Raw genomic sequence first — 21,399 nt, 5'->3', positions numbered from 1 at the left:
TGCGCGGATGGCAGGGTGAGCCGCATGGACGGTCGTGATCTGGTGCGTGCGGTGAAGGTCTTCGGGACGGTGCGCGGGCTGCGCGCGACGCGTTCGGCGTGGCGCCGGAGGCGTACGGACGCATGGGGGCTGCCGCCGCGGGGGGCGGAGCGGGCGCGGGTGCCGGGGCCGGTGACCGGGGCGGAGCCGTCGCCGGGCGGCGGGATCGTCCGATTCGCGCGTTCGGAGCTGCGGGTGCGGGTGGCTGCCTCGGGCGTCGTCTTCTGGGGGTGGGACGGTGCGGCGCCCGAACCGTCGTACGCGCTGGACGGAACGCCTCCGCGGCCCGATCCCCGGGCGGAACTCGAGCCGGACAAGGACGGCGGCTGGCGGATCGTCTCGCAGCGGGTCACGGTGGCCGTGTCCCGGCACGGCGGGGTCGAGATCCGGACACCGGGCGGGGTGGTCCTGCGCAGGGAGCTGCCGCCGCGCTGGTGGGAGCCGGTCGGCGGCGGGCCGGCCCGCTGGCTCCAGCGCAGTGAAGTGGCCGCGGACGCGCGGTTCTTCGGCCTCGGCGGCCGTGCGTCGGGGCCGCGGCTGAAAGACGGCACGTACCGGTTGTGGAACACCGATCCGCGCGGGAGCTTCGGGCCGGACGACGACCCGCTGTACATCACGATGCCCGTGCAGCTGGTGGTCGCGGACGCGGGCACGCATCTGGCGTTCCTCGACAACTCCTGGGAGGGTCAGGTCACCCTGCGAGAGGGGGAGGAGGGCGCGGGGTCGGGTCACGACCGTCCGGGGACGAGCGAGGTCCGGATGGGCGGCGGGCCGCTTCGGTGCTGGGTCGTCGTCGGCACACCCGCCCGGGTGCTGCGGAGGTGGACGGGGCTCACGGGCGCGCCCGTGCCGCCGCCGTCGTGGGCGCTGGGTCCGCAGCACGCGCGCTGGGGCTTCGGCTGCGAGCGCGAGGTGCGCCGGGTGGTGGCGGGCTACCGGGACCGGGGCCTGCCGCTGTCGGCGGTGCACCTGGACATCGACCACTACGACGGCCACCGGGTCTTCACGGTGGACACGGAGCGTTTCCCCGATCTTCCGCGGCTGGCGAAGGACCTCCGGGCCGATGGGGTACGGCTCGTGTCGATCGTCGACCCGGCGGTGAAGGCGGAGTCCGGCAACGAGGTGTACGACGCGGGCGCGGCGGCCGGCGCGTTCGTCCGGGACGGGCGGGGCCGTGAGGTGCGCGGGGAGGTGTGGCCCGGCGAGTGCGTGTACCCGGACTTCACCGACCCGGAGGTCCGCGCGTGGTGGGGCGGTCTGTACCAGGAGCGGCTGGCACAGGGCTTCTCGGGGGTGTGGCACGACATGAACGAGCCGGTGTCGTTCACGCCCTTCGGCGACATGACGCTGCCGCGCTCGGCCCGGCACCGACTGGAGGGCCGGGGCGGGGACCACCGTGAGGCCCACAACGTGTACGGCCTGGCGATGGCGCGGGCGGGCCACGAGGCGCTGCGGAGGCTCCGTCCGGAGGAGCGGCCGTTCCTGTTCTCACGCTCGGGCTGGGTGGGCATGCAGCGGTACGGCGGGACGTGGTCCGGTGATGTGGCGACCGGCTGGCCGGGCCTGAGGGCGTCGCTGTCGCTGGTGATGGGGCTCGGCCTGTGCGGGGTGCCCTACTCGGGTCCGGACGTGGGCGGGTTCGACGGGAGCCCGTCGCCCGAGCTGTTCCTGCGCTGGTTCCAGCTGGGGTCGTTCCTGCCGCTGTTCCGTACGCATGCGGCGATCGGGGCGGGGCGCAGGGAGCCCTGGGAGTTCGGCCCGCAGGTCCTCGGGCACGCCAGGGCCGCGCTGCTCGAACGGGAGCGCCTGCGTCCGTACTTCGTGACCCTGGCGCATCTGGCACGACTGACCGGGGCCCCGTACGTGCGGCCGCTGTGGTGGGGTGCGCCGGGCGACCGGGCGCTGCGCGACTGCGAGGACGCGTTCCTGCTGGGCGACGCGCTGCTGGTGGCGCCGGTACTGGAGCCGGGGGCGGACCGGCGTGCGGTGCGGCTGCCGCGGGGGCGCTGGTACGACACGGTGTCCGGCGAGGCGTACGAGGGCCCGGGCCAGGTCCTGCTGGAGGCACCGCTGTCGCGGATCCCGGTTCTGGCCCGGGCGGGTTCGGTGGTTCCGGTGCGCGGCGAGGACGGCGGGACGGAGCTGGAGGTGTGGGCGCCGGCCGCGGGCCGCACCGGCAGCGGTCTGGTCGTCGAGGACCGCGCCGCCCCGGGGGCGCGGCCGGCGGTGGAGCGTTACGCGTCACGGCTGGTGGACGGCGGGGTGGTCGTGGAGCGGGTGTCCGACGCCGGTGCCGTGCGGCCGGGGCGCCCGCTGCGGGTGCGCGGCGGGGTGGGGGCGCGGTCGCCCCGCGGCTCTCAGCCGTAGCGGCCGGCGAACCAGTTCCGGACCGCCGTGGTGTGCAGCGGGAAGGCGAGTTCGGCGGGCTCGTGCAAGGCGTGCCAGCCCTCCGTCTCGTCGGTCGGGGCCGATTCGGGGAGTGTGTCCGCCGGGCGGGGCGGGAGCAGGCCGAAGATCAGGAGGTGCCCGCCGGGCGAGCTGAGGGCGTCGGCGAGCCGGACGTCCCCCTGCGCGGCGTCGATGCCGGTCTCCTCCTTCAGCTCGCGGACGACGGCGTGCCTCCAGTCCTCGGTGTGGTCGATGAACCCGCCGGGGAGGGCGATCCCGCCGCGCTGGGGCTCGATGGTGCGGGTGACGACGACGAGTCCGGTGGGGTGCGGGCCCGTGACGGGGAGGAGGGCGACGGCCACGGGCAGGGGGTTGCGGTAGGCGATGTCACCGCATTCGGCGCAGGTCCTGGGCCAGCCCGCGGGGCCACTGCGGGGGGCGCCGCAGCTGGAACAGTGCGAGTCCCGCACGGGCGTCCGGTGCGCGGGCGCGGGGGTCGTTCCGGCGGTGCCGGGTTCGGGCGTGGGTTCGCGGGGCTCGGTCACACGCGGACTGTACGCGACGCCGGGCCCCGCGGTCCTCACGATCGGGTCAGGGATCGCCTCGACACCGGGAAGTCGAAGTAGGTGTCGGGGAACAGCTCGGGCTTGTGGGTGAAGTGCCACCACTCCTCGGGCAGGTTGACGAAGCCGACGCCGGCGAGGGTGTCCTTCAGCAGTTGCCGGTTGGTGCGCTGGGCTCCCCGGATGCGCGGGTCGTCGGTGTGCGAGAGCGTGTCGAAGCAGTCGAACCCGGTGCCCATGTCGGCGGAGTCGTCCGGAAAGCGCTCCGGCTTCGGGGCGTGGCAGGGGACGAGGGGCTCGCCGGGGACGTACGGGCGGGTCTTCCCGGCCGGGAGCGGGACGATGGTGAGGTCGACGGTGCTGCCGCGGCTGTGGCCCGACTGCCCGGCGATGTAGCCGTCCGCGAAGAGTCTCGACTTGTCGACGTGTGGATAGAACTCCTGCTTCATCCGCTCGTCCGAGAGGTCCTCGGCCCAGCGCACGAAGTGGTCGACGGCCCGCTGTGGCCGGTAGCAGTCGTAGACCTTGAGCGAGTGGCCCTTGCGCAGAAGGGTGCGCTGGGCCCTGCGGAGCGCCTGGGCGGCGGGGCGGGTGAGGATGCAGACCGGCCGGCGGTAGCCGTCGATCGGTTCGCCCACGAAGTTGTGCGCCGTGGTGTAGCGCATGTCGTGGAGGATCGTCGGGTCCACGGAACGCAGTGCGACGAACTCCCCGGGGGCCTTCGGTTCGGTGGCGGCCCGGGCAGCGGGCGGCGCGGCGACGGCCGGGGCGACCAGGGCGGCGGCAAGGGCGGTCAGGGCTCCGCGGGCTGCGGCGGGTCCTCTCGTGCGCGTCATGCGCACCGTCTACCAGGAACAGGAGGCCGGGACCACCCCCGTGGGTTCCGGCCACCCGTTCCACTGGTACCGGACGCCGAACGGGCCTGCGCGGTTCTGGTATCCGGCGGATCGGTTCACCCCCCGGCCGTCTCCGGCAGCGTGTTCCGCGCGGGGTCGTGCGCGCGCCCTCGGCGTGGCACACTGTCCATTGTCCTGACGACCCGTCAGTTACGGACGGGTCCCGCGCGGACGACCGGGGAGGGGCCTTGACGCGTGTGCGCAGACCGGTGGTGGCGCGATGGTTCACCGAGGGCGGTGACGATCGGGAGTTCCGGCTGCTGGGCACCCGCTGCGGTGCCTGCTCCGCCGTCTTCTTCCCCCGGGAGGACTCGTTCTGCCGCAACCCCGCGTGCGCGGGCGGCGAGCTGGCGGAGGTGCCGTTGTCGAAGCGCGGACGCGTGTGGTCGTACACGGCCGGCCGTTACCGTCCGCCGGCGCCGTACGTCTCCGATCCGGAGGCCGCGTGGGAGCCGTACGCCCTCGTCGCCGTGGAGCTCGCGGCCGAGCGGATGGTGGTGCTCGGCCAGGCGGTGCCGGGGGTCACGGTCGCGGATCTGAGCGTCGGCACGGAGGTCGAGGTGGTGGCCGGGGTCCTCTCGGAGGACGCGGACACGGCGTGGACGACCTGGTACTGGCGCCCGGTGGAGGAGGCCCGGTGAACGATGTCGCGGTGCTCGGCGCGGGCATGCACCCGTGGGGAAAGTGGGGCCGCAGTTTCGTCGAGTACGGCACGGCCGCCGCCCGGGCCGCGCTCGCGGACGCCGGGATCGGCTGGCAGGAGGTCCGGTCGGTCGTCGGCGCCGACACGGTCCGCGGCGGCTACCCCGGCCATGTCGCGGGCGCGACCTTCGCCCGGGCCCTGGGCTGGCAGGGCGCACGCGTCACGAGCGTGTACGCGGCCTGCGCGTCGGGGGCCCAGGCCATCGACTCCGCGCGGGCCCAGATCCTGGCGGGCATGGCCGAGGTGGTGCTCGTCGTGGGCGCCGACTCCGCGCCCAAGGGGTTCTTCGCCCCCGCCCGCGGCGACCGGCCCGACGACCCGGACTGGCTGCGCTTCCGGCTGCTGGGCGCCACGAACCCGGCGTACTTCGCCCTGTACGCGCGCCGGCGCATGGCCCTCCACGGCGACACCCTGGACGACTTCGCCCAGGTCAAGGTCAAGAACGCGGCGGCCGGGGCGCTCAACCCCTACGCCCGCTACCGGACGGCCGTGAACGCCGGGCAGGTCGCGTCCTCCGCCGTCGTCGCGGATCCCCTGCGGCTCCTCGACATCTGCGCCACGTCCGACGGCGGCGCCGCGCTGGTGCTGTCCAGCATGGAGTACGCCCGCGGGCACGGCGCCGGGAACCCGGTCCGCATCCGCGCGGTCTCGACGGTGACTCCCACGTATCCCCGGACCGTGCTCGACCTCCCGGACATCGCGACGGACTCGGCGGTCGCCGTCGAGCCGCCGGCGCTGGGCTTCCGGGAGTCGATCGCCCGTGCCGCCTACGAGGAAGCCGCGCTCGGACCGGAGGACCTGTCGCTGGCCGAGGTGTACGACCTTTCCACCTCGCTGGAGTTGGAGTGGTACGAGGACCTGGGGCTGTGCGGGACCGGTGAGGGCGCCGGGCTGCTGCGCGAGGGCGCGACCGCCCTGGGCGGCCGGATCCCGGTCAACGCGAGCGGTGGCCTGGCCTCCTTCGGGGAAGCCGTCCCCGCGCAGGCCATCGCCCAGGTGTGCGAACTGACCTGGCAGCTGCGCGGAACCGCGGGTGAACGACAGGTCGCCGGAGCGCGCGCCGGGATCACCGCCAACCAGGGGCTGTTCGGGCACGGCTCCGCGGTCGTCGCGGTCCGCTGAGCAACCCCGGCCATCCGACGGCCCGTTCGCGTGCGCAAGACCGGAGACGCTGACCGGAGCCCCTGTGGTGCAGGCGACCTTGACGGGGCGGTAACCCGGGGGAAAACTGCCTCTTCGTCGGCGCCGCTGCCCACGGCAGCACGGCGTCACGGCACGCTCACCACGCTCGTCACGGAGACCGCGCACGGCACGGCCCCGCACTCCGCCCTGCCTCCACGCTCCGTAGCCATGGGAACCACACCCAGCCCTGGAGCCGCCATGAGCAACGCAGACATCTTCCTCGGCGAGTTCATCGGCACGGCGATCCTGATTCTCTTCGGCGCGGGGGTCTGCGCCGCGGTGACCCTCAACCACTCCAAGGCCAAGGCGTCCGGCTGGATCGTCATCGCCTTCGGCTGGGGGTTCGGCGTACTGGCGGGCGCGTACACGGCGGCTCCGCTGTCCGGCGGCCACCTCAACCCGGCCGTGACCGTGGGCATCGCCGTCGACACCGGCGAGTGGGGCAAGGTCCCGCTGTACGTCCTGTCCCAGCTGGCCGGGGCGCTCCTCGGGGCCGTACTGGCCTGGCTCGCCTACCACGCCCAGTTCCGGGCGAACGCCGACCCCGCGAACGCCCAGCCCACGCTGGGGATCTTCTCGACCGCCCCGGAGATCCGCAGTCCCACCGCCAACCTCGTCACCGAGACCATCGCCACGGTCGGGCTGGTGCTGCCGATCCTGGCCTTCGGGCGGAACGCCGGCATCGGCATCGGCCAGGTCCCGGGCGAGGCGGCGGGGATCTACGGCTCCGGGATCTCGGTCCTGCTGGTCTCGCTGCTCGTCGTCGGCATCGGGCTGTCACTCGGCGGCCCGACCGGATACGCCATCAACCCCGCCCGCGACCTGGGCCCCCGGCTGGCGCACTCGATGCTGCCGATCCCCAACAAGGGGACGTCCGACTGGGGTTACGCCTGGGTGCCCGTGGCCGGACCGCTCATCGGCGGACTCCTCTCGGGCCTGATCTTCAACATCGTCTTCTGATCCGCCGCACAGACAGCGTGCTCCGGGAGCTCCGACCGGACAGCACCCTTCCCACCGCAGCCTCAGGGCAGCGCCATCCGACAAGAGGACGTCATGACGGACACCTCCCAGAAATACGTCGCCGCCATCGACCAGGGCACCACGTCCAGCCGCTGCATCATCTTCGACCAGCACGGCGCGATCGTCGCCGTCGACCGGCGGGAGCACCGTCAGATCTTCCCCAAGCCGGGCTGGGTCGAGCACGACGCCACCGAGATCTGGTCCAAGGTGCAGGCGGTGGTCGCCGGAGCGCTCGCCGGGGCGGGACTGCGCGCGGGGCAGCTCAGCGCCCTCGGCATCACCAACCAGCGCGAGACCACGGTGCTCTGGGACCGGTCGACGGGCAGGCCCGTGCACAACGCCGTCGTCTGGCAGGACACCCGCACCTCGGCGCTCTGCGCCGAACTCGGCGGCGCGGACGGACAGGACCGCTTCCGCGACACCACCGGTCTGCCGCTGGCGAGCTACTTCTCGGGACCGAAGGCGGCCTGGCTGCTGGACCGGGTGCCGGGGCTGCGCGGGCGGGCGGAGCGGGGCGAGATCGCCTTCGGCACCATCGACTCGTGGCTGATCTGGAACCTGACCGGTGGGACGGACGGCGGCGTCCACGTCACGGACGTCACCAACGCCTCGCGCACCATGCTGATGAACCTGGAGACCCTCCGGTGGGACGCCTCGGTCCTCTCCGCGATGAACATCCCGGAGGCGGTCCTGCCCGAGATCCGCTCCTCGGCGGAGGTCTACGGGACCGCCGTCGGCCAGCTGGACGGCGTGCCGGTCGCCTCCGCGCTCGGGGACCAGCAGGCCGCCGTCTTCGGCCAGGCCTGCTACGAGACGGGGACGGCGAAGAACACCTACGGGACCGGCAGCTTCCTGCTGCTCAACACGGGCGGCCGGCCGGTGCCCTCCAAGAACGGGCTCATCACGACGCTCGGCTACAAGATCGGTGACGCCGACCCCGTCTACTGCCTCGAGGGCTCCATCGCGATCACGGGCGCCCTGGTGCAGTGGTTCCGCGACCAGCTGGGGATCATCCGCACCGCGGACGAGATCGAGACCCTGGCCGCGAGCGTCGAGGACAACGGAGGGGCGTACATCGTGCCGGCCTTCTCCGGGCTGTACGCGCCCTACTGGCGCTCCGACGCCCGAGGCGTGATGACGGGACTCACCCGGTACGTGACCAAGGCGCATCTCGCCCGGGCCGTGCTGGAGGCGACGAGCTGGCAGACGCGTGAGGTGGTCGACGCGATGTACCAGGACTCGGGGGTGCCGATCACCACACTGAAGGTGGACGGCGGCATGACCGCGAACGGGCTGCTGATGCAGCACCAGGCCGATGTACTGGGCGTGCCGGTGATCCGACCGAAGGTGTCCGAGACGACGTGCCTGGGCGCCGCGTACGCGGCGGGACTCGCCACCGGGGTCTGGGGCGGGCTGGACGAACTGAAGGCGCACTGGCAGCGCGACGCCGAGTGGTCGCCGCGGATGCAGGCGGACGTGCGGGAGCGCGAGTACGACAACTGGCGCCGGGCCGTGGAGCGGAGCTTCGGCTGGCAGAAGGAGGACGGCGCGTAGCCGCCCGCCACCCGTGGACCACGGCTCGTACCCCTGTCGGTGGGGGTACGGGCCGTGTCGTCGCCACGCCGTCGCCGCCCCGGGCGTGCGGGCGCGTCAGGTCGCCGCGGGCTCCCGCTCACGGGTGGACCGCACCAGTGCGTGCTCCACGACCGCCACCAGCACCGACTTCACCGACTCCCGCTCACGGGCGTCGCACGTCATCAGCGGTACCTCGGGGTCGAGGTCGAGGGCGGCCCGCACGGTCTCCTCCGGGTACTCGTCGGCTCCCTCGAAGCGGTTGACCCCCACGGTGAACGGGATGCCGCGCCGCTCGAAGTAGTCGATCGCCGCGAAGGAGTCCTCCAGGCGGCGGGTGTCGGCGAGCACGACCGCGCCGAGCGCGCCCTGGGCCAGCTCGTCCCAGAGGAACCAGAACCGGTCCTGACCGGGGGTGCCGAAGAGGTAGAGGACGAGGTCCTCCCGGAGGGTGATCCGGCCGAAGTCCATCGCCACGGTCGTCGTGCTCTTGGACTCCACCCCGTCGAGGTCGTCCACGGGCCGGCCGGCCTCGCTCAGGGTCTCCTCGGTACGGAGCGGCTTGATCTCGCTGACCGCCCCCACGAGGGTGGTCTTGCCGACCCCGAAGCCACCGGCCACAAGAATCTTCAGTGTCACCGGCTCCACCGGTGTCTCCCGTCGGCTAGAGCGCCCGAAGACCATTGATCACCTCGCGGAGAATGCTGACGTCCGGCAGCTCGGCCGGCGGTACGGGACGGGTCACGTGGACCAGGGCGTCGTCGACGAGATCGCCCACGAGGACCCGGATCACCCCGACGGGGAGGTCCAGGCCCGCGGCGAGCTCGGCGATCGACTGCGGGGTGGTGCAGCAGCGTTCGACGATCTCCACGTGCTCCGGGGAGAGCACCTGGTCCCGGCCGGGATCCTGGGCGGCCGGTTCGGGCACGACGAGCGCGATCAGGTCGAGCCGGTGCTCCGTGGTACTCGTGGTCCGGCCACGGGTCATCGCGTACGGACGGACCACCGGACCCGCGTCGTCGTCGTACCACCGGGGGGCGTGCCGGACCTGCTGTCTGCCGTCAGTCATGGCCGGTCCACTCACCCTCCGGCGGAGAGCCCGGTCCGGGGTGCCGTCGCGAGGTGGGCTCCGACGCGCTTGACCATCAGCGTCATCTCGTAGGCGACGAGACCGACGTCGGAGTCGGCGTCGGACAGGACGGCGAGACAACTGCCGTCCCCGGCGGCGGTGACGAAGAGGAAGGCGTCCTCGAGCTCGACGACGGTCTGGCGCACCCGGCCGGCGTCGAAGTGGCGGCCCACGCCCTTGGCGAGGCTGTGGAACCCGGAGGCCACAGCCGCGAGATGCTCTCCGTCCTCACGGGTGAGGTCCTTCGAGGCGCCGGTGGCGAGACCGTCGCCGGAGAGGACGAGGGCCTTGCGAATGGAACCGACGCGCTCGACCAGTTCGTCGAGGAGCCAGTTGAGCTCGCCGTTCTTGGTCGTGTCGGTTGCTGCGGCGTTCGGTGCGGTCATCGACCGTCCCCCTCCGGTGTCGTTCCTGGTGCTGTCTCGCCGGGGCCCGTGGCATCCTCGGCGTTCTGGCGACGTCCGCGCTGCCAGCCGCGTTGCAGCGAGGCCATGCGGTCGCGTACTTGTTCCGCGTCGCGTTCGAAGTCCTGGGCGTCCTCCGCCGCGGTGGGCCTGGCGCGGGCGCCGGAGGTCTCGCGCAACTGCGGCGCGAGGCTGGCCTGGCGCACCCGGCGGGGCAGCCCGCCGGCCGTCGGTCCCGAGGAGCCGCGCACCGGGCGGGCGGCGCCCGTGCCGGCGCCTGCGCCGCTCCTCGGGCCGTCCGCCCGCGCGGCACCGCCGGAACGCTCGGGGCCGCCGGTTCCACGAGGCGGCCTGCTCCGCAGCGGCACCGGAGCGGAGGGCGGACGGCCCGGCGCCGGGCTCGCGGAGTCGGAGTCCCGGCGCGCGCCGGAGGCCTCCGGTTCGTCCCTGCCGGGTCCGGGCAACGGGTGTGGCCGGCCCCGCTCGGCGATCCGGCGCCCGTTGTCGGCGACCAGGGTCGGAGGCTTGCGGCGAGGCAGGGGAACGGGGCTGGGGGACGCCCGGCGCGGGCCGTTCCCCGGTCGCTCCGGCGTCTGGTCGGAGGCCTGCTGGTGCTGCTCGTCAGGGGTGCGGAGGAAGTCCCGGGCCCGGAACAGTCCGCCGCGCTCGCTCTCGGTGTCCTCGATGTCCGCCGCGGAGTCGGGCACGGCGTTGATCGGCTCGGCCGTGTCGATGCGCTCCGTCCGGGCGCCCAGGGCCTGGCGGTCCTCGAACCCCATACTTCCTACGGGCGCCTCGAGTTCGACGGGGCCGTCGAGGACGGCGGGGACCGTGAGCCCCGCGGGAACCTGGGAGAGGGCCGTGAGACGGCCGGCCTCGGAGCGGCGGGCGGAGCCGTCGCGTCCGCCCGGGGAGTTCTTGCGGTCGAGGCGGAAGCCGGTGCCCTCGGTGTCGGGGGCGTCGGTGAGCAGCGCCGCCGGTACGAAGACGACCGCGGTGGTCCCTCCGTACGGCGACTGCTGCAGGGAGACGCGCACGTTCTGCCGCTGGGCGAGCCGGCTGACGACGAACAGGCCGAGCCTGTCGGTGTCGGAGAGCTCGAACTCGGGCGTCTCCGCCAGCCGGAGGTTGGCGTCGAGCAGTGCCTCGGGGGCCATCCCGAGGCCCCGGTCGTGGATCTCCAGGGTGAAGCCGTTGGCGACGCGCTCGCCGTGCACCTGCACACCGGTGTGCGGGGGCGAGAACACCGTGGCGTTCTCCAGCAGTTCGGCGATGAGGTGGGTGAGGTCGGAGACCGCGGGTCCCGCCACGCCGACGCGGGCCAGCCTCCGGACCTCGATCCGCTCGTAGTCCTCCACCTCGGCGACGGCCGCCCGTACGACGTCCATGAGCTGGATCGGCTTGCGCCACTGCCGGGAGGGGGCCGCGCCGGAGAGGATCACCAGGCCCTCCGCGTGCCGACGCATACGGGTGGTGAGGTGGTCCAGCCGGAACAGGTCCGCCAGTTCCTCCGCGTCCTCGGTGCGGCGCTCCATCGTGTCGAGGAGGGTGAGCTGGCGGTGGAGGAGGACCTGGTTGCGGCGGGCGAGGTTCACGAAGACCTCGGATACGCCGCGGCGCATGCCGGCCTGCTTGACGGCGGCCTCGACGGCGGCCCGCTGGAGGGTGTTGAGCGCCTGGCCGACCTGGCCGATCTCGTCCTTGTCGTACTCGAGGTGGGGCGCCTCGGTCTCCACGTCGACGTTCTCGCCCGCGGCGAGCCGGCGCATCACGCTGGGGAGGCGGACGCCGGACACCTCGTGGGCCTCCTTGCGCAGCCGGGACAGCGCACGCGCGAGGTCGCGGCCGATGCGCACGGAGACGACGAGGGACACCAGGAGGGCGAGGAAGCCGAGGACACCGGCGATGCCGGCCTTGACGAGCACGCCGTACGCGGCCGGCTCCACGCGGTCCCGGTAGCGGTCGCCGGCCTCGCTGGACTGGCGGGCCAGGTCGTCCAGGACGGGCCCGGCGAGCTGCTGCCACCGCTCGGCGTCCACCACGCGCGGCTTGCCGGTGGGGCCCGCGGCGATCAGTTTCTCCTCGGTCTCGCGCAGGGGCTGGGTGTCGGGACTGCCCCAGTACCGCTCGACGATCTCGCGCTCGGAGGCCGGCAGGACCTCGAGGTTGATCTCGTACAGCAGCTTGCGGTTGGCGGCGAGATCGGTGACGGCGCGGATCTCCCCGGGCGTGATCTTGCCCGCGACCAGCGACGAGGTCACGAGCGCGTCCTCGCGGGAGAGCAGTTCGCGTGCGCGCACGATACCGACGAGAGCGCGGCCCTGCCTCTCCAGTTCGACGCTCTCCAGGCCGTTGAGGGACATGAGGAAGCCGTAGCAGGGATCCACGAGGCGGTTGTAGAACTCCATGGCCTGGGCACGGGTGATGGCGCTCTGCTCGACGTTCCGCCGCAGGGAACCGAGGCCGTCGAGTGCGTCGACGAGCCGGTCGAGGCGCCGGGACGCGTCCGGGCTGAGGGAGCTCCTGACCCCGGAGTCCTGTGCGCTGGCGCGGATTTCGGCCACGGCCCTGTCGGTCTGCGACCGCTGTCCGCGCAGGGCGATCAGGGAGTCGGCGGCGCGGGGGTCGGCGAGGTGGACGAGGGTCTGGCGGCGTTCCTTCTGGATGACGCGGACCGTTTCCTCGAGGGGCAGGCCGACCTTCTCGAAGATGTACCCGGCGTCCAGCAGTTGCTTTGCCTCACGGCCGGTCAGTGCGGTCGCGAACCCCCACAGCGCGGTCAGGGAGACGAGCGGCACGAGCAGCAACGCCACGATCTTCCGGCGGATCGACTTCCCGCGAAAGCGCATGGCCTCCCCCAGCTCGACCCGCGCGGACGGCGCGGGTGGTGATGTCCGCTTGGTGTGTGGTGCCGTTGTCTGTCGTGAGTGGTGCCGAGTTGTGCCAGGAGTCGCTCGTCCTGCGTCAACAAACGGCGCGAGCCTACTACTGACGGAGTGACAACTCGAAGGCTCGTCCGGACGTTTTTCGGCCGGGCGTCGAGTCGTTGATCAGGGGTTGTCCTGGTATTCGCGGACTTGCCACTCGGAACTGTGGCCGATGACACCTGGACGGACGTCACAAACCCTTCATGGACGTATGGCCGGATATCTTCGCTCCAACGGGAATCTTCGGTTGCTTCCGTGCGTCTTTGTGTACGGGGAACAGGAGTTGCGGGGGAATCGGCCTACGGGTCGACCGACGGGCCGCGCCGGCGCGTGCACGGACCGGAAGCGGGTAGCCAACCCTGCAGTCGGACATTCGTGGGGAGTGAGCGCAGACCATGGCGACGGCGGACGAGGTGGGAGCACCGCGGCGGCTCTGGGTCGAGGAACCGGTGGGACGACGGCGGCTGCCCGACCCGGTGCGCACGGCGGCCGTGCGGGCCGTGATCGTGACGGCAGTGACGATCACTCAGGCGTTGATGGCCTTCTTCTTCTCGGTGACGGGATCATGGCTGGCCTTCCCCCTGGTCCTGAGCAGTGTGGCGAGCACGGTCGGTGCGACCTGGGCGGTGCTGGACGTGTGGGTGACGCGCCAGGTGTGGAACCAGCGGCACGGCGTGGTGTCGATGCCGAGCAGCACAGCGCGGCAACTGCGGCGTGAGCGGAGGAAGGCACGGCGGATCGCCCGCACGGAGGCGCGTGAGTCCGCGCGGATACGACGAACGGGTGCGGGCCGGCTGTCCCAGGCCTGAGGACCTCCGAGGTCCGGGGGATTCCCGGCCCGGGTTCGTCCGGGCCGGGAGCCTCAGATGCCGGGATCCCTGAACCGTGCGGCCCCTCGGGGGCGGGTCGCCGGCTACTCCTCGCGACGGACGGGGGGTTCTGGCGAGCCGGACCCCGGCCGGGAGTCGGTGCCGGCGTCCTCGGAAGCGGCTGCCGGCCTCGTTGACCGCGGCACGGCACCCGTCGGGGGCGCGGCCCCCGCCTCGGTCGAGATCCCCCTCGGGCTCTCGACCGGCGCGGGCGACGGCTCGTCCGCGGCCCTCTTGAACATCCGGGTCGCGGTGATCTCCCCGTGCACGGTCTCGCCCTCGGTGCGCTGCTGCGGCAGGCCGGGGCGCAGATGCTCCTCGACGCTGATGTACTTGAGGCCCGCTCGTAGGTCCGCGTCGTTGCGCAGCCGGATGACCAGCGGGAACTCCGCGAGGGCGGTGGTGTCGAACAGGCCCGTGGTGTAGAGCAGCTGGACGCCGAGGGCATTCGACACGGCACGCTGCAGCTCCAGCAGATAGGTGGCGTTGGCCCGGCCGATGGGGTTGTCCAGGAACAGCGTGCCCGCGTGCCGGTGCCTGTCCCGCCCCCGGTCGTTGCTGCGGAGCGCGGCCATGGTGCAGTACAGCGCGATCGCCGCGGTGAGCAACTGGCCGCCGGAGAAGACGTCGCCCATCTGCCCGACCGGTACCCGCTCGGCGCGCAGCACCGCGTCCGGCTTGAGGATCTCGACGGCGACGCCCTTCGGTTCGAGAGCCGCCCGGACGCCGCGGAGCAGCAGGGACATCCCGTCGCGCCGCAGATCGGAGTTCTTCCTCACCGCGGCGCGGGTGGCCTCGTCGATGACCTCGCCGAGCCGCTCGGTGAGGGTCGCCTGGTCGGGCTCCTCGAAGCGGATGCGCAGGAACTCCTGGCCCGACCACTCACCCAGTCCCTCGGGCAGCCGGGAGAGCCGCTGGGCCGAGCGGAGCGTGGTCAGGGCCGACTCCACCAGTCCGCGGAGCCGGTCCACGATGGAGTCGCGGTTGCGCTCCAACTGCGCCAACTCGTCGGTGAGTACGCGCAGCCGTGGTGCGAACGCCTCGGCCCAGCGCGCCGAGTGCTCCGGCAGGGAGGACGCGGGCAGCTCGCGGATCTGCAGACGGGCCGGTGTGCGCACCGCCTCGTAGCGGGTGGAGTTGGCATGGCGCACGAGCACATCGCTCGCCTCGCGCACAGCCGACTCGGCGGAGGACAGATCGGCCGCGCAGCCGCGCAGGGAGCGGCGGGCCTCGGCCGCCGACTGCCTGGCCTCCTCGAGACCGCCCGCGTACGGCTGGGGACGTTCCTGGTCCTCGTCGGTGTGGTCCCTGAGCAGATCGCGCAGGAGGGCCGCCGTCTCGTCGAAACCGCTCGCCGAGTCCTCGGCGGTGCGGTGCGCGCGCAGCAGTTCGGCGTGCCTCGCCCGGGCGGTGTCCAGCGCCTCCGTACGGGCGGCCAGCTCGCCGGTGGCCGTCCGCAGCAGTGCCTGGGCGTGCTGGGCGTCCGAGGGCTCCATCTCCTCGGGAAGCGCGATGTGTGCGTCACCGTCCACGGGCGCGAGGCGTTCGGCCTCCCCGCGCAGCCGGCCGAGTTTCTCGCTGGCCTCGGAGGCGCGGGTCTCCAGCATCTGCACATGCGACTCGGCGCGGGCCGCGGCGGCCTGGCGGGAGGGTCCGTCGGCCCCGTCGGTGCCCTCCAGCAACTGGGCGGCGCGCGTGCGGACCTTGTTGGTGAGCCGGTCGAGTGCGGCGAGCCCGGCGCTCTCGTCACTCTCGGCGTGGGCCTGTTCGGCACGGAGGTCTGCCCCGACGCCGACCTTCTCGTACAGCTGGGACGCGGCGCGGTACGCCTCCCGCAGGGCGGGCAGCGAAGGGCGGGGGGTGTCGTGAGTCCCGTCCGCGTCGGGCAACTGCTCGGGCGCGCCCGCGATCTCCGCGCGCTCGGCGCGGAGGGCGCGTGCGGTGCGCCGGGCGTCGTCCGCCGCGCGCTGGGCCGCCCGGCGGTCCTGGTCGGCGACTCTCGCCCGCTCGAGGCAGGAGCCGGCGCGGGCGTCGGACTCGGCCGCCTCGTCGGCGAGTTCACGCAGCTTCGCCTGCCACCCGGCGCGCTCGCGGAGGCGGAAGGCGAGTCCGGCGAGCGCGTCCGCGGCACGGCGGGCCCGCTGGGCGGTGTCCTGCCGTTCGTCGCGCACCCGGGCGGTGTCGGCGGCGGCCTCCTCGGCCTCGGCCCGGGCGGTGCGGGCCTCGGCGAGCACCTTCTCGGCGGCATCGGCCGACTCCCGGGCGGTACGCGCGGCCCCGGCGAGTTCGGTGAGCATGCCGGGCGGGCAGTCGGCGCGCCAGGAGCCGATACGGGCGGCGAGGGCGCGGTCGCCCGCCAACCGCGCCGCGAGGGTCCTGATCTCCTCGTCCCGCTCCGCGGCGCGGGCCCGGAGTGCCTGCCGCTCCTCGTCCGCGGCGTGCTCGTCGTGCATGGCCGGGTTCGGCGGCACGAGGAACACGTCCGGGCCCGTGCCGGCGGCGGGCCCCGGCACGGGGGCGAGCAGGGCTGCCGCGGTTCCCACGGCGACGGCGGAACGCGGCAGCAGTGCCGCGCCGGTCAGCACCTCGCGGGCGCGGGCGTACGACACGGGGTCGGTGATCACGACACCGTCGACCAGCTCGGGCCGCGCCGCGAGCACGGCGGCGTGGTCGGCGGGGGCGACGGCCTGGGCGAGGTAGCGCCAGCCGGGCAGTGCGGGGATGCCGTGCTCACCGAGGAACTCGACGGTCGCGAGGACGTCGGGACCGGGAGGCAGCAGCCCGCCGTCGCCGAGCGCCCCGAGGATGCGGGAGTCGTCCGCGGCCGCGGTCCTCAGCTCGAACAGCTGGCGTTCGGCGGCCGCGACGCCCTGATCGAGCAGCTCTCGCAGTTCGTCGGCGTGGCGGTCGAACTCCTCGGCGGTGAGGGGGACTTCGGTGCGGTCTTCGCGCCGGACGCCCTCGGGGCGGTCGGCGGCCGCGGTCCCCGCGGGAGTGGGCGCGGGGCGGCCTTCCCCGGAGCCGGTCGCCTGTGCCGGGAACACCGCTCGCGGATCCGTCGCGGCGGGACCGGACGGCTCGCGCCGGGGTCCGGGGACCTCCGCCGGCCCGGCTGTCGCCGGCAGACCGAGCAGTTCGCCGAGGCGCTCGGACCCGGCGAGGGAGGCGGCGGCGAGCCGCTCGGCCTCATGGGCGTGGGCGGCCGCCTCGGCGGCGTCCGCGGCGCGGGCCGCGGTCAGTTCGGCCCGGGTCTCGGCTGCCGCCGCCTCACGGGCGCGTTCCGCGGCCGTGCGGGCGGCATCGCGGGCCGCGTCCCAGGCGGCGACCGCGGACTTCTCCGCGTCGCTGGCCGCGAGGGCGGCCCTCGCCGGGTCGGCGTCGGGCGCGGTGTCGTCGAGCCAGCCGGCGCGGACGGCCTCCGCGGTCTCCTGTTCGACCTCGGCGAGGCGCTGGCGCAGATGGCCCGCCTCACTGCGGGCCCGCTGGGCGTCAGTGGCGGCGGCGGTGGCGTCGCGGTGGGCGGCCTCGCCTGCTTCCTGGAGCCCGGCGGAGCGCTCCTCCTCCTCGTTGGCCAGGCGCTCGCCGTCCTCGGCCGCGGAGTGGAGCGCGCGCACGAGGTCGGCGGCGGCCTCGGCGCGGGCCGCGAGCGCGGGCGCGGCGTCCCGCTCGGCCTCGCGGATGGCGGCGGCCACCCGTGCGGAGCGGTCCGCAGCGGCCCGGTGGCGGAGCACTGCCTCGGCGGCCTGCCAGGCGGCGTGGAGGGTGCGTGCGTCGGTCAGCTCTCGGCGCTGTGCGGCGGCGGACTTCTCCGCCGCGGTGAGGGCCAGCGACGCGTGCCGGTAGGCCAGTTCGGCCGCGACGAGAGAGCTGTGGCTGCGGGTCCGCTCCGCCTCGGTGACGGTGTGCGCGGCGGCGGTGACCTGCTGGGCGAGTTCGGCGGTGCGGGCGCGCTCCTCGCCGGCCCTGGCGGAGAGCCGGTGCGCGAGAGTACGGGTGCGGCGCTCGGCCCCGAGATGGATGTCGCGGGCCCTGGTCCGGGTGTCTGCGGCCTCCACGATGCGGCCGAGGAGGTCGACGGAGCCCGCGGTGAAGTCGCGTTCGGCGATGAGCTCGGCGCGGCGGCCCAGCTTGCTGCCGAAGCCGCTGACGAGGTCGGCGAGCCCGTCCGTGTCACGGGTGTCGGTGACGGCGCGCAGCAGCAGGTCGGTGAAGTCGGAGTCCTTCTTGACCGCGAACAGCCCGGCGGCCTCTCCCTCGTCCGCGTTCATCTCCCGCTGGTAGCGGAAGAGTTCGGGATCGAGGCCCAGGTCTCCGAGGTGCTCGTTCCAGCGGTCGTGGATCTCCTCCCAGTACACCTCCAGGTGCGGATACGCCTTGCCCGCCTCGGTGATGGCGTCGCGGAAGCCCTTCATGGTGCGCCGGCGGCCATGCGCGCCCGAGGTGCCCTCGACGGGCGGGCGGACGGCGGTGGACTCGGCGACGGGCAGCGAGTCCAGGCTGAGACCGGGTCCGGGCCGGAAGGAGTACCAGGCCTCGGCGAACTTGCGGGGGTCGTTGGAGACCTGGCGGCCGCGCCATTCACTGGCCTTGCCGACGACGACCAGTTCGCCGGTGAGGGTGTGCTGCCACTCCAGGGCGACGTGGCCGCAGTCGTCGGCGAGCAGGAACTTGCGCAGCACACCGGAGCTGGCTCCGCCGAGGGTGTTGCGGTGACCGGGCAGCATCACCGAGAAGATCAGCTTGAGGAGGACGGACTTGCCGCCGCCGTTCTCCAGGAAGAGCACGCCCGCGGGGGCGGGCCGGCGGGGCGGCCCGACCGGCTCCTCCTCGAAGAACTCGGCCTGCGTCGGGGCCGGGTCGGGCACGGGCGCACCGACTCCGCGCAGGTCCAGCACGGTGTCGGCATAGCGCGCACCGGCGGGCCCGATGGAGTAGAGGCGTACCCGGGACAGCTCGTACATGGCGGCGGACTCTCGTCGTTCTCAGGGGTGTTGAGGCGGCTTGGGCGAGGTGGACGGCGGCGGGCGGCCCGCCGCGAGGTCATGGGTGGAAGGGAAGGCCGGCGTCGGCGGCCAGCTCCAGGTCGTCAGCGTCCGGCGCCGGCACGAGCGTGGCGGAGCCGTCGGTGACGGGGACGACTCCGAGCTCCAGCAGCTCGGTCAGGGCGGCGCTGCCCGCCATGTCGCGGACCTGCAACTGGTAGCGGGCGGTGGTCCGGTACGCGCCGCCGGAGTCCTCCCCGGTGCGCTGCAGGAAGCCGGAATCGGTGAGGAAGGCGACCGCCTTGGCGATGATGCCGGTGGTGGAGCCGGCGAGGCGGCGGGCGTCCTTGGTGGCTCCGGTGGCGCTGCGCCGTGCGTAGACGCGCCACGCGGCTTCGAGTCCCGGGGCGTCGGACGCCGGGTCGGTGTTCTCCCCCTGTTCGTCGGCCCGCTCCTCCAGACGGCGGCAGGCCTGCCGCACGAACGCGTCGACGCCGTTGACGGTGATCCGCCCGATGTAGCCGTCGTCGGCGAGGTCCTCGGGGCGGGGGAACGCCAGCGCGGCGACGGCGAGATGGGCGAGGCCGTGGAGGAACCGGTCGGCCGAGTCGGCGGAGGCCCGTCGGGCGTAGTCGCCCATACGGACGGCGAAGACCGAGTCCTCGGCCGCGGTCACGGCCATTCCCGCGCGGGGCGACACCTCGAGGACGACCAGGCCGAGCCCGGTGGCGACGGCGTCGGCGAGGCGGGCGAAGGCGGGCTCCTCGCGATAGCGCCGCAGCAGGTCGGCGTACTCGGCGTCGCGGGCGGGCGGCAGTTTGGGCTGCAGCCCGAAGGAGACGAGCCGCGCCGCGTCGGCCGCGTCGGCGGGGGTCACGCCGGTGGAGGCGGACATCGGCCCGGACGGCGGCCCGAGCGGCACGTCCGGCTCACGCCGGGGCCCGGCGTGCTCTGCGTGCTGGTCGCTCACGGCTGGGGCTCCTCTGTGCGGTGGTGGGGCGCTGGTGTGCGGTGCCGGGCGGTTGCGCGGCGCGCCGCGCCGTCGGCCGCGCGGGCCTCCCGGGCGGGCGTGCGGTGCGCGCGGCGGACGGGCGGAGACGGGGACGCGGGGAGACCGGGCCCCGGCCGCGGCCTCACGCGGCCTCCGTGCGGTCCGCGGCCATGCCGGCCGCGTCCAGCAGGGCCGTGCCCACGATCAGGTCCGCGCCGCCGAACTCGGGGTCGTCGAGCTCGGTGCCGTCGTCGACGGCGAACAGCAGCCGCTCCTCGCCCTGGCGGTAGGCCGTGCCGACCGGCGGGCTGGCCGCGTGGACGGCGAGGAGGGCGACGAGATAGGGCAGGTCCGGATCGCGGCGGCGGGCGTCGGCGAGGAGACCGGAGAGCCGGCGCGGGGCGTCGTGCTCCAGGTCCAGCAGTTCCATGGCGCTCGCCAGCTGCTCCTCGCTGAAGCGGCTGTCGTCCGGGGTCGCGATCAGATCGGGCTCGGGCAGTTCGGCGCCCAGGTGCTCGCGCTCGACGGGAGGGCTGAGCAGCAGTTCGACGAGGTCCGCGACCCGGACGGACGCGGGAGTGCGCAGGCCCGTGCCGTGTGCGAAGTACGCGTCGGTGACGCGGATGGCCCGGTCGACGGGCAGGGGCAGCAGTGGCGCGACGAGATGGCCGTACAGATCGACGCCGGAGCGCGCCGCCGGCGCGGCGAACGCCTGGCGGTCCTGCTCGGCCCGGAAGAGCGGGCCGGCCTCCAGGAGCCGGGACTGGAGCTGGGTGTGGCGGCGGATGCAGTCCTTGACGATGTCGACGAGCTCGGCGGCCCGGCGCTTGTGCTCGGGGTCCTCGGCCTCGTCGCGCGCCTTGCGGATGTTCGTGAGGATCGCGTTCTCGTGGCGGTAGCGGTCGGCGACGTGGTCGAGCGCTTCGGCGATCATGTCGGGCACGGCGTTGAGCCAGTCGACGGCGCGCACATTGCGCCGGGTGGCCTCCAGCGTCCTGCGCAGGGTCTCGGCGTACTGCACGGTCCGGTAGCGGGCCTGCTCCGCGGCCAGCTGGGCGTCGGCGAGGCGCCCGCGGCTGATCAGCACCTCCAGCTTCACCTCCGCGGCGATCTGGGCGCTGGTGACGTCCGTGTCGAGGGCGCCGACGAGGACGTTCACCGCCTCGTCCGTGGTGCGCAGATAGACACCGCCGCCGTATCCCGGGACTTCCTCGATGAGTTTGAAGTCGTAGTCCCGCCGGACGTACACCCCGTCCGGGCCGAAAGTGCCGTACACGGCGCGAAAGCCGCGGTCGACGCTGCCGACGTTGATCAGGTTCTCCAGCACCCAGCGCGCCACTCGCTCGTGCTCGCCGGCGGGGCGCCGCGGGGCCTGGGCCGCGATCCGCGGCAGGAGCCTGGCCACTATCTGCTCGTGGTCGGCTCCGGTGTCGAAGTCCATGTTGAGCGTGACGAGGTCGATGGCGGCGAGGGCGACCTCCGCCATCGCGTAGACCGAGTACTCGCCCGCGAGGTTCGCCTTGCGGGTGTCGAGATCGTGCAGCGGGGCGGTGCACGCGAGCGCACGGAGCCGCCGCGCGAGCCCTTCGTCGGCGGCCGGGCCCTGCGCGGGACGCGGCCCCGCGCTGAGCTGGGGCGGAACGGATTCCGTCGGGGCGGGCGAAGTCACGGTGCACAGACTAGGTCCTCGCACTGACACCGGTCGAAACGGCGCAGAAACCCCGTGCGCGGCGC

General features: G+C 73.9%; 15 protein-coding genes. 6 read left to right on the top strand and 9 right to left on the bottom strand.

The annotated features are described in order from the left end of the window. Window positions 1-24 precede the first annotated feature (24 nt). Entirely contained in the window at window positions 25-2,406 is a 2,382-nt protein-coding gene (locus O7595_RS28915) for a glycoside hydrolase family 31 protein (protein ID WP_269731514.1), read from the top strand. On the opposite strand, the gene O7595_RS28910 is transcribed toward O7595_RS28915, so the two are convergent. Together O7595_RS28910 and O7595_RS28905 are read right to left on the bottom strand one after the other, a co-directional pair. Beyond that, window positions 2,397-2,972: an NUDIX domain-containing protein gene (locus O7595_RS28910; protein ID WP_332328329.1), complete on the bottom strand. Its 576-nt coding sequence runs from the start codon at window positions 2,970-2,972 to the stop codon at window positions 2,397-2,399. The two genes, O7595_RS28915 and O7595_RS28910, sit on opposite strands and share 10 nt — an antisense overlap. A 35-nt stretch (window positions 2,973-3,007) precedes the next feature. Further along, on the bottom strand, window positions 3,008-3,826 hold the full coding sequence (locus tag O7595_RS28905) for a M15 family metallopeptidase (RefSeq protein ID WP_269731513.1): 819 nt from the start codon (window positions 3,824-3,826) through the stop codon (window positions 3,008-3,010). Window positions 3,827-4,095: 269 nt separating this feature from the next. On the opposite strand from O7595_RS28905, the gene O7595_RS28900 reads away from it, so the two are divergent. From O7595_RS28900 to glpK, 4 genes are all read left to right on the top strand, one after another. Beyond that, on the top strand, window positions 4,096-4,527 hold the full coding sequence (locus O7595_RS28900; RefSeq protein ID WP_269732668.1) for a Zn-ribbon domain-containing OB-fold protein: 432 nt from the start codon (window positions 4,096-4,098) through the stop codon (window positions 4,525-4,527). Next, window positions 4,524-5,711: a lipid-transfer protein gene (locus O7595_RS28895; RefSeq protein WP_269731512.1), complete on the top strand. Its 1,188-nt coding sequence runs from the start codon at window positions 4,524-4,526 to the stop codon at window positions 5,709-5,711. The genes O7595_RS28900 and O7595_RS28895 overlap by 4 nt, the downstream gene beginning before the upstream one ends. Window positions 5,712-5,969: 258 nt before the next feature. After that, the gene (locus O7595_RS28890; RefSeq protein WP_269731511.1) at window positions 5,970-6,731 is read left to right on the top strand and encodes an MIP/aquaporin family protein; all 762 of its coding nucleotides are present in this window, start codon (window positions 5,970-5,972) and stop codon (window positions 6,729-6,731) included. 93 nt (window positions 6,732-6,824) lie between these two features. Next, a complete protein-coding gene (gene glpK / locus O7595_RS28885; RefSeq protein ID WP_269731510.1) occupies window positions 6,825-8,345 on the top strand; it encodes a glycerol kinase GlpK in 1,521 nt (506 codons plus the stop codon). Between the two features lie 96 nt (window positions 8,346-8,441). Here the strand turns inward: glpK and O7595_RS28880 are convergent, their stop codons facing one another. From O7595_RS28880 to O7595_RS28865, 4 genes are read right to left on the bottom strand one after another with little or no spacing between them, the layout of a single operon-like run. After that, the gene (locus O7595_RS28880; RefSeq protein ID WP_269731509.1) at window positions 8,442-9,047 is read right to left on the bottom strand and encodes a GTP-binding protein; all 606 of its coding nucleotides are present in this window, start codon (window positions 9,045-9,047) and stop codon (window positions 8,442-8,444) included. Next, window positions 9,028-9,432 carry a DUF742 domain-containing protein gene (locus O7595_RS28875; RefSeq protein ID WP_269731508.1) on the bottom strand — a complete coding sequence of 135 codons (405 nt, stop codon included), beginning with the start codon at window positions 9,430-9,432 and terminating at the stop codon, window positions 9,028-9,030. Before O7595_RS28875 ends, O7595_RS28880 begins: the two co-directional genes overlap by 20 nt. An 11-nt stretch (window positions 9,433-9,443) precedes the next feature. Continuing rightward, window positions 9,444-9,878 carry a roadblock/LC7 domain-containing protein gene (locus tag O7595_RS28870; protein ID WP_093658130.1) on the bottom strand — a complete coding sequence of 145 codons (435 nt, stop codon included), beginning with the start codon at window positions 9,876-9,878 and terminating at the stop codon, window positions 9,444-9,446. Continuing rightward, window positions 9,875-12,745, bottom strand: coding sequence for a sensor histidine kinase (locus O7595_RS28865; protein WP_269731507.1), 2,871 nt, complete (start codon window positions 12,743-12,745; stop codon window positions 9,875-9,877). The genes O7595_RS28870 and O7595_RS28865 overlap by 4 nt, the downstream gene beginning before the upstream one ends. A gap of 473 nt (window positions 12,746-13,218) precedes the next feature. On the opposite strand from O7595_RS28865, the gene O7595_RS28860 reads away from it, so the two are divergent. Continuing rightward, window positions 13,219-13,632 (top strand): hypothetical protein, encoded by a 414-nt coding sequence (locus tag O7595_RS28860; protein ID WP_269731506.1) that lies wholly within the window; start codon window positions 13,219-13,221, stop codon window positions 13,630-13,632. A 104-nt stretch (window positions 13,633-13,736) separates the two neighbouring features. Here O7595_RS28860 and O7595_RS28855 read toward each other — a convergent pair whose 3' ends face one another. The 3 genes from O7595_RS28855 to O7595_RS28845 all read right to left on the bottom strand — a co-directional run bounded on the left by O7595_RS28855 (window position 13,737) and on the right by O7595_RS28845 (window position 21,334). Further along, window positions 13,737-18,653 carry a hypothetical protein gene (locus O7595_RS28855; RefSeq protein ID WP_269731505.1) on the bottom strand — a complete coding sequence of 1,639 codons (4,917 nt, stop codon included), beginning with the start codon at window positions 18,651-18,653 and terminating at the stop codon, window positions 13,737-13,739. A 79-nt stretch (window positions 18,654-18,732) separates the two neighbouring features. Next, window positions 18,733-19,644: a hypothetical protein gene (locus O7595_RS28850; RefSeq protein WP_443071758.1), complete on the bottom strand. Its 912-nt coding sequence runs from the start codon at window positions 19,642-19,644 to the stop codon at window positions 18,733-18,735. Between the two features lie 163 nt (window positions 19,645-19,807). Then, the gene (locus O7595_RS28845) at window positions 19,808-21,334 is read right to left on the bottom strand and encodes a hypothetical protein (RefSeq protein WP_269731504.1); all 1,527 of its coding nucleotides are present in this window, start codon (window positions 21,332-21,334) and stop codon (window positions 19,808-19,810) included. Between the last annotated feature and the right edge of the window lie 65 nt (window positions 21,335-21,399).

Origin of the sequence: Streptomyces sp. WMMC940, assembly GCF_027460265.1 — a bacterium.
Classification (GTDB): Bacteria; Actinomycetota; Actinomycetes; order Streptomycetales; family Streptomycetaceae; genus Streptomyces.
The sequence above is the reverse complement of the archived record's forward strand: the minus strand, read 5'-3'. Positions and strand labels throughout refer to the sequence as shown.

What these genes read in the sequence shown, in the direction of transcription:
- O7595_RS28890 (WP_269731511.1), top strand. Translation starts at nt 5,970, where the DNA reads ATGAGCAACGCAGACATCTTCCTCGGCGAGTTCATCGGCACGGCGATC.
- O7595_RS28870 (WP_093658130.1), bottom strand. Translation starts at nt 9,878, where the DNA reads ATGACCGCACCGAACGCCGCAGCAACCGACACGACCAAGAACGGCGAG.
- O7595_RS28860 (WP_269731506.1), top strand. Translation starts at nt 13,219, where the DNA reads ATGGCGACGGCGGACGAGGTGGGAGCACCGCGGCGGCTCTGGGTCGAG.
- O7595_RS28915 (WP_269731514.1), top strand. Translation starts at nt 25, where the DNA reads ATGGACGGTCGTGATCTGGTGCGTGCGGTGAAGGTCTTCGGGACGGTG.
- O7595_RS28905 (WP_269731513.1), bottom strand. Translation starts at nt 3,826, where the DNA reads ATGACGCGCACGAGAGGACCCGCCGCAGCCCGCGGAGCCCTGACCGCC.
- O7595_RS28880 (WP_269731509.1), bottom strand. Translation starts at nt 9,047, where the DNA reads ATGGTCTTCGGGCGCTCTAGCCGACGGGAGACACCGGTGGAGCCGGTG.
- O7595_RS28875 (WP_269731508.1), bottom strand. Translation starts at nt 9,432, where the DNA reads ATGACTGACGGCAGACAGCAGGTCCGGCACGCCCCCCGGTGGTACGAC.
- O7595_RS28865 (WP_269731507.1), bottom strand. Translation starts at nt 12,745, where the DNA reads ATGCGCTTTCGCGGGAAGTCGATCCGCCGGAAGATCGTGGCGTTGCTG.
- glpK (WP_269731510.1), top strand. Translation starts at nt 6,825, where the DNA reads ATGACGGACACCTCCCAGAAATACGTCGCCGCCATCGACCAGGGCACC.
- O7595_RS28855 (WP_269731505.1), bottom strand. Translation starts at nt 18,653, where the DNA reads ATGTACGAGCTGTCCCGGGTACGCCTCTACTCCATCGGGCCCGCCGGT.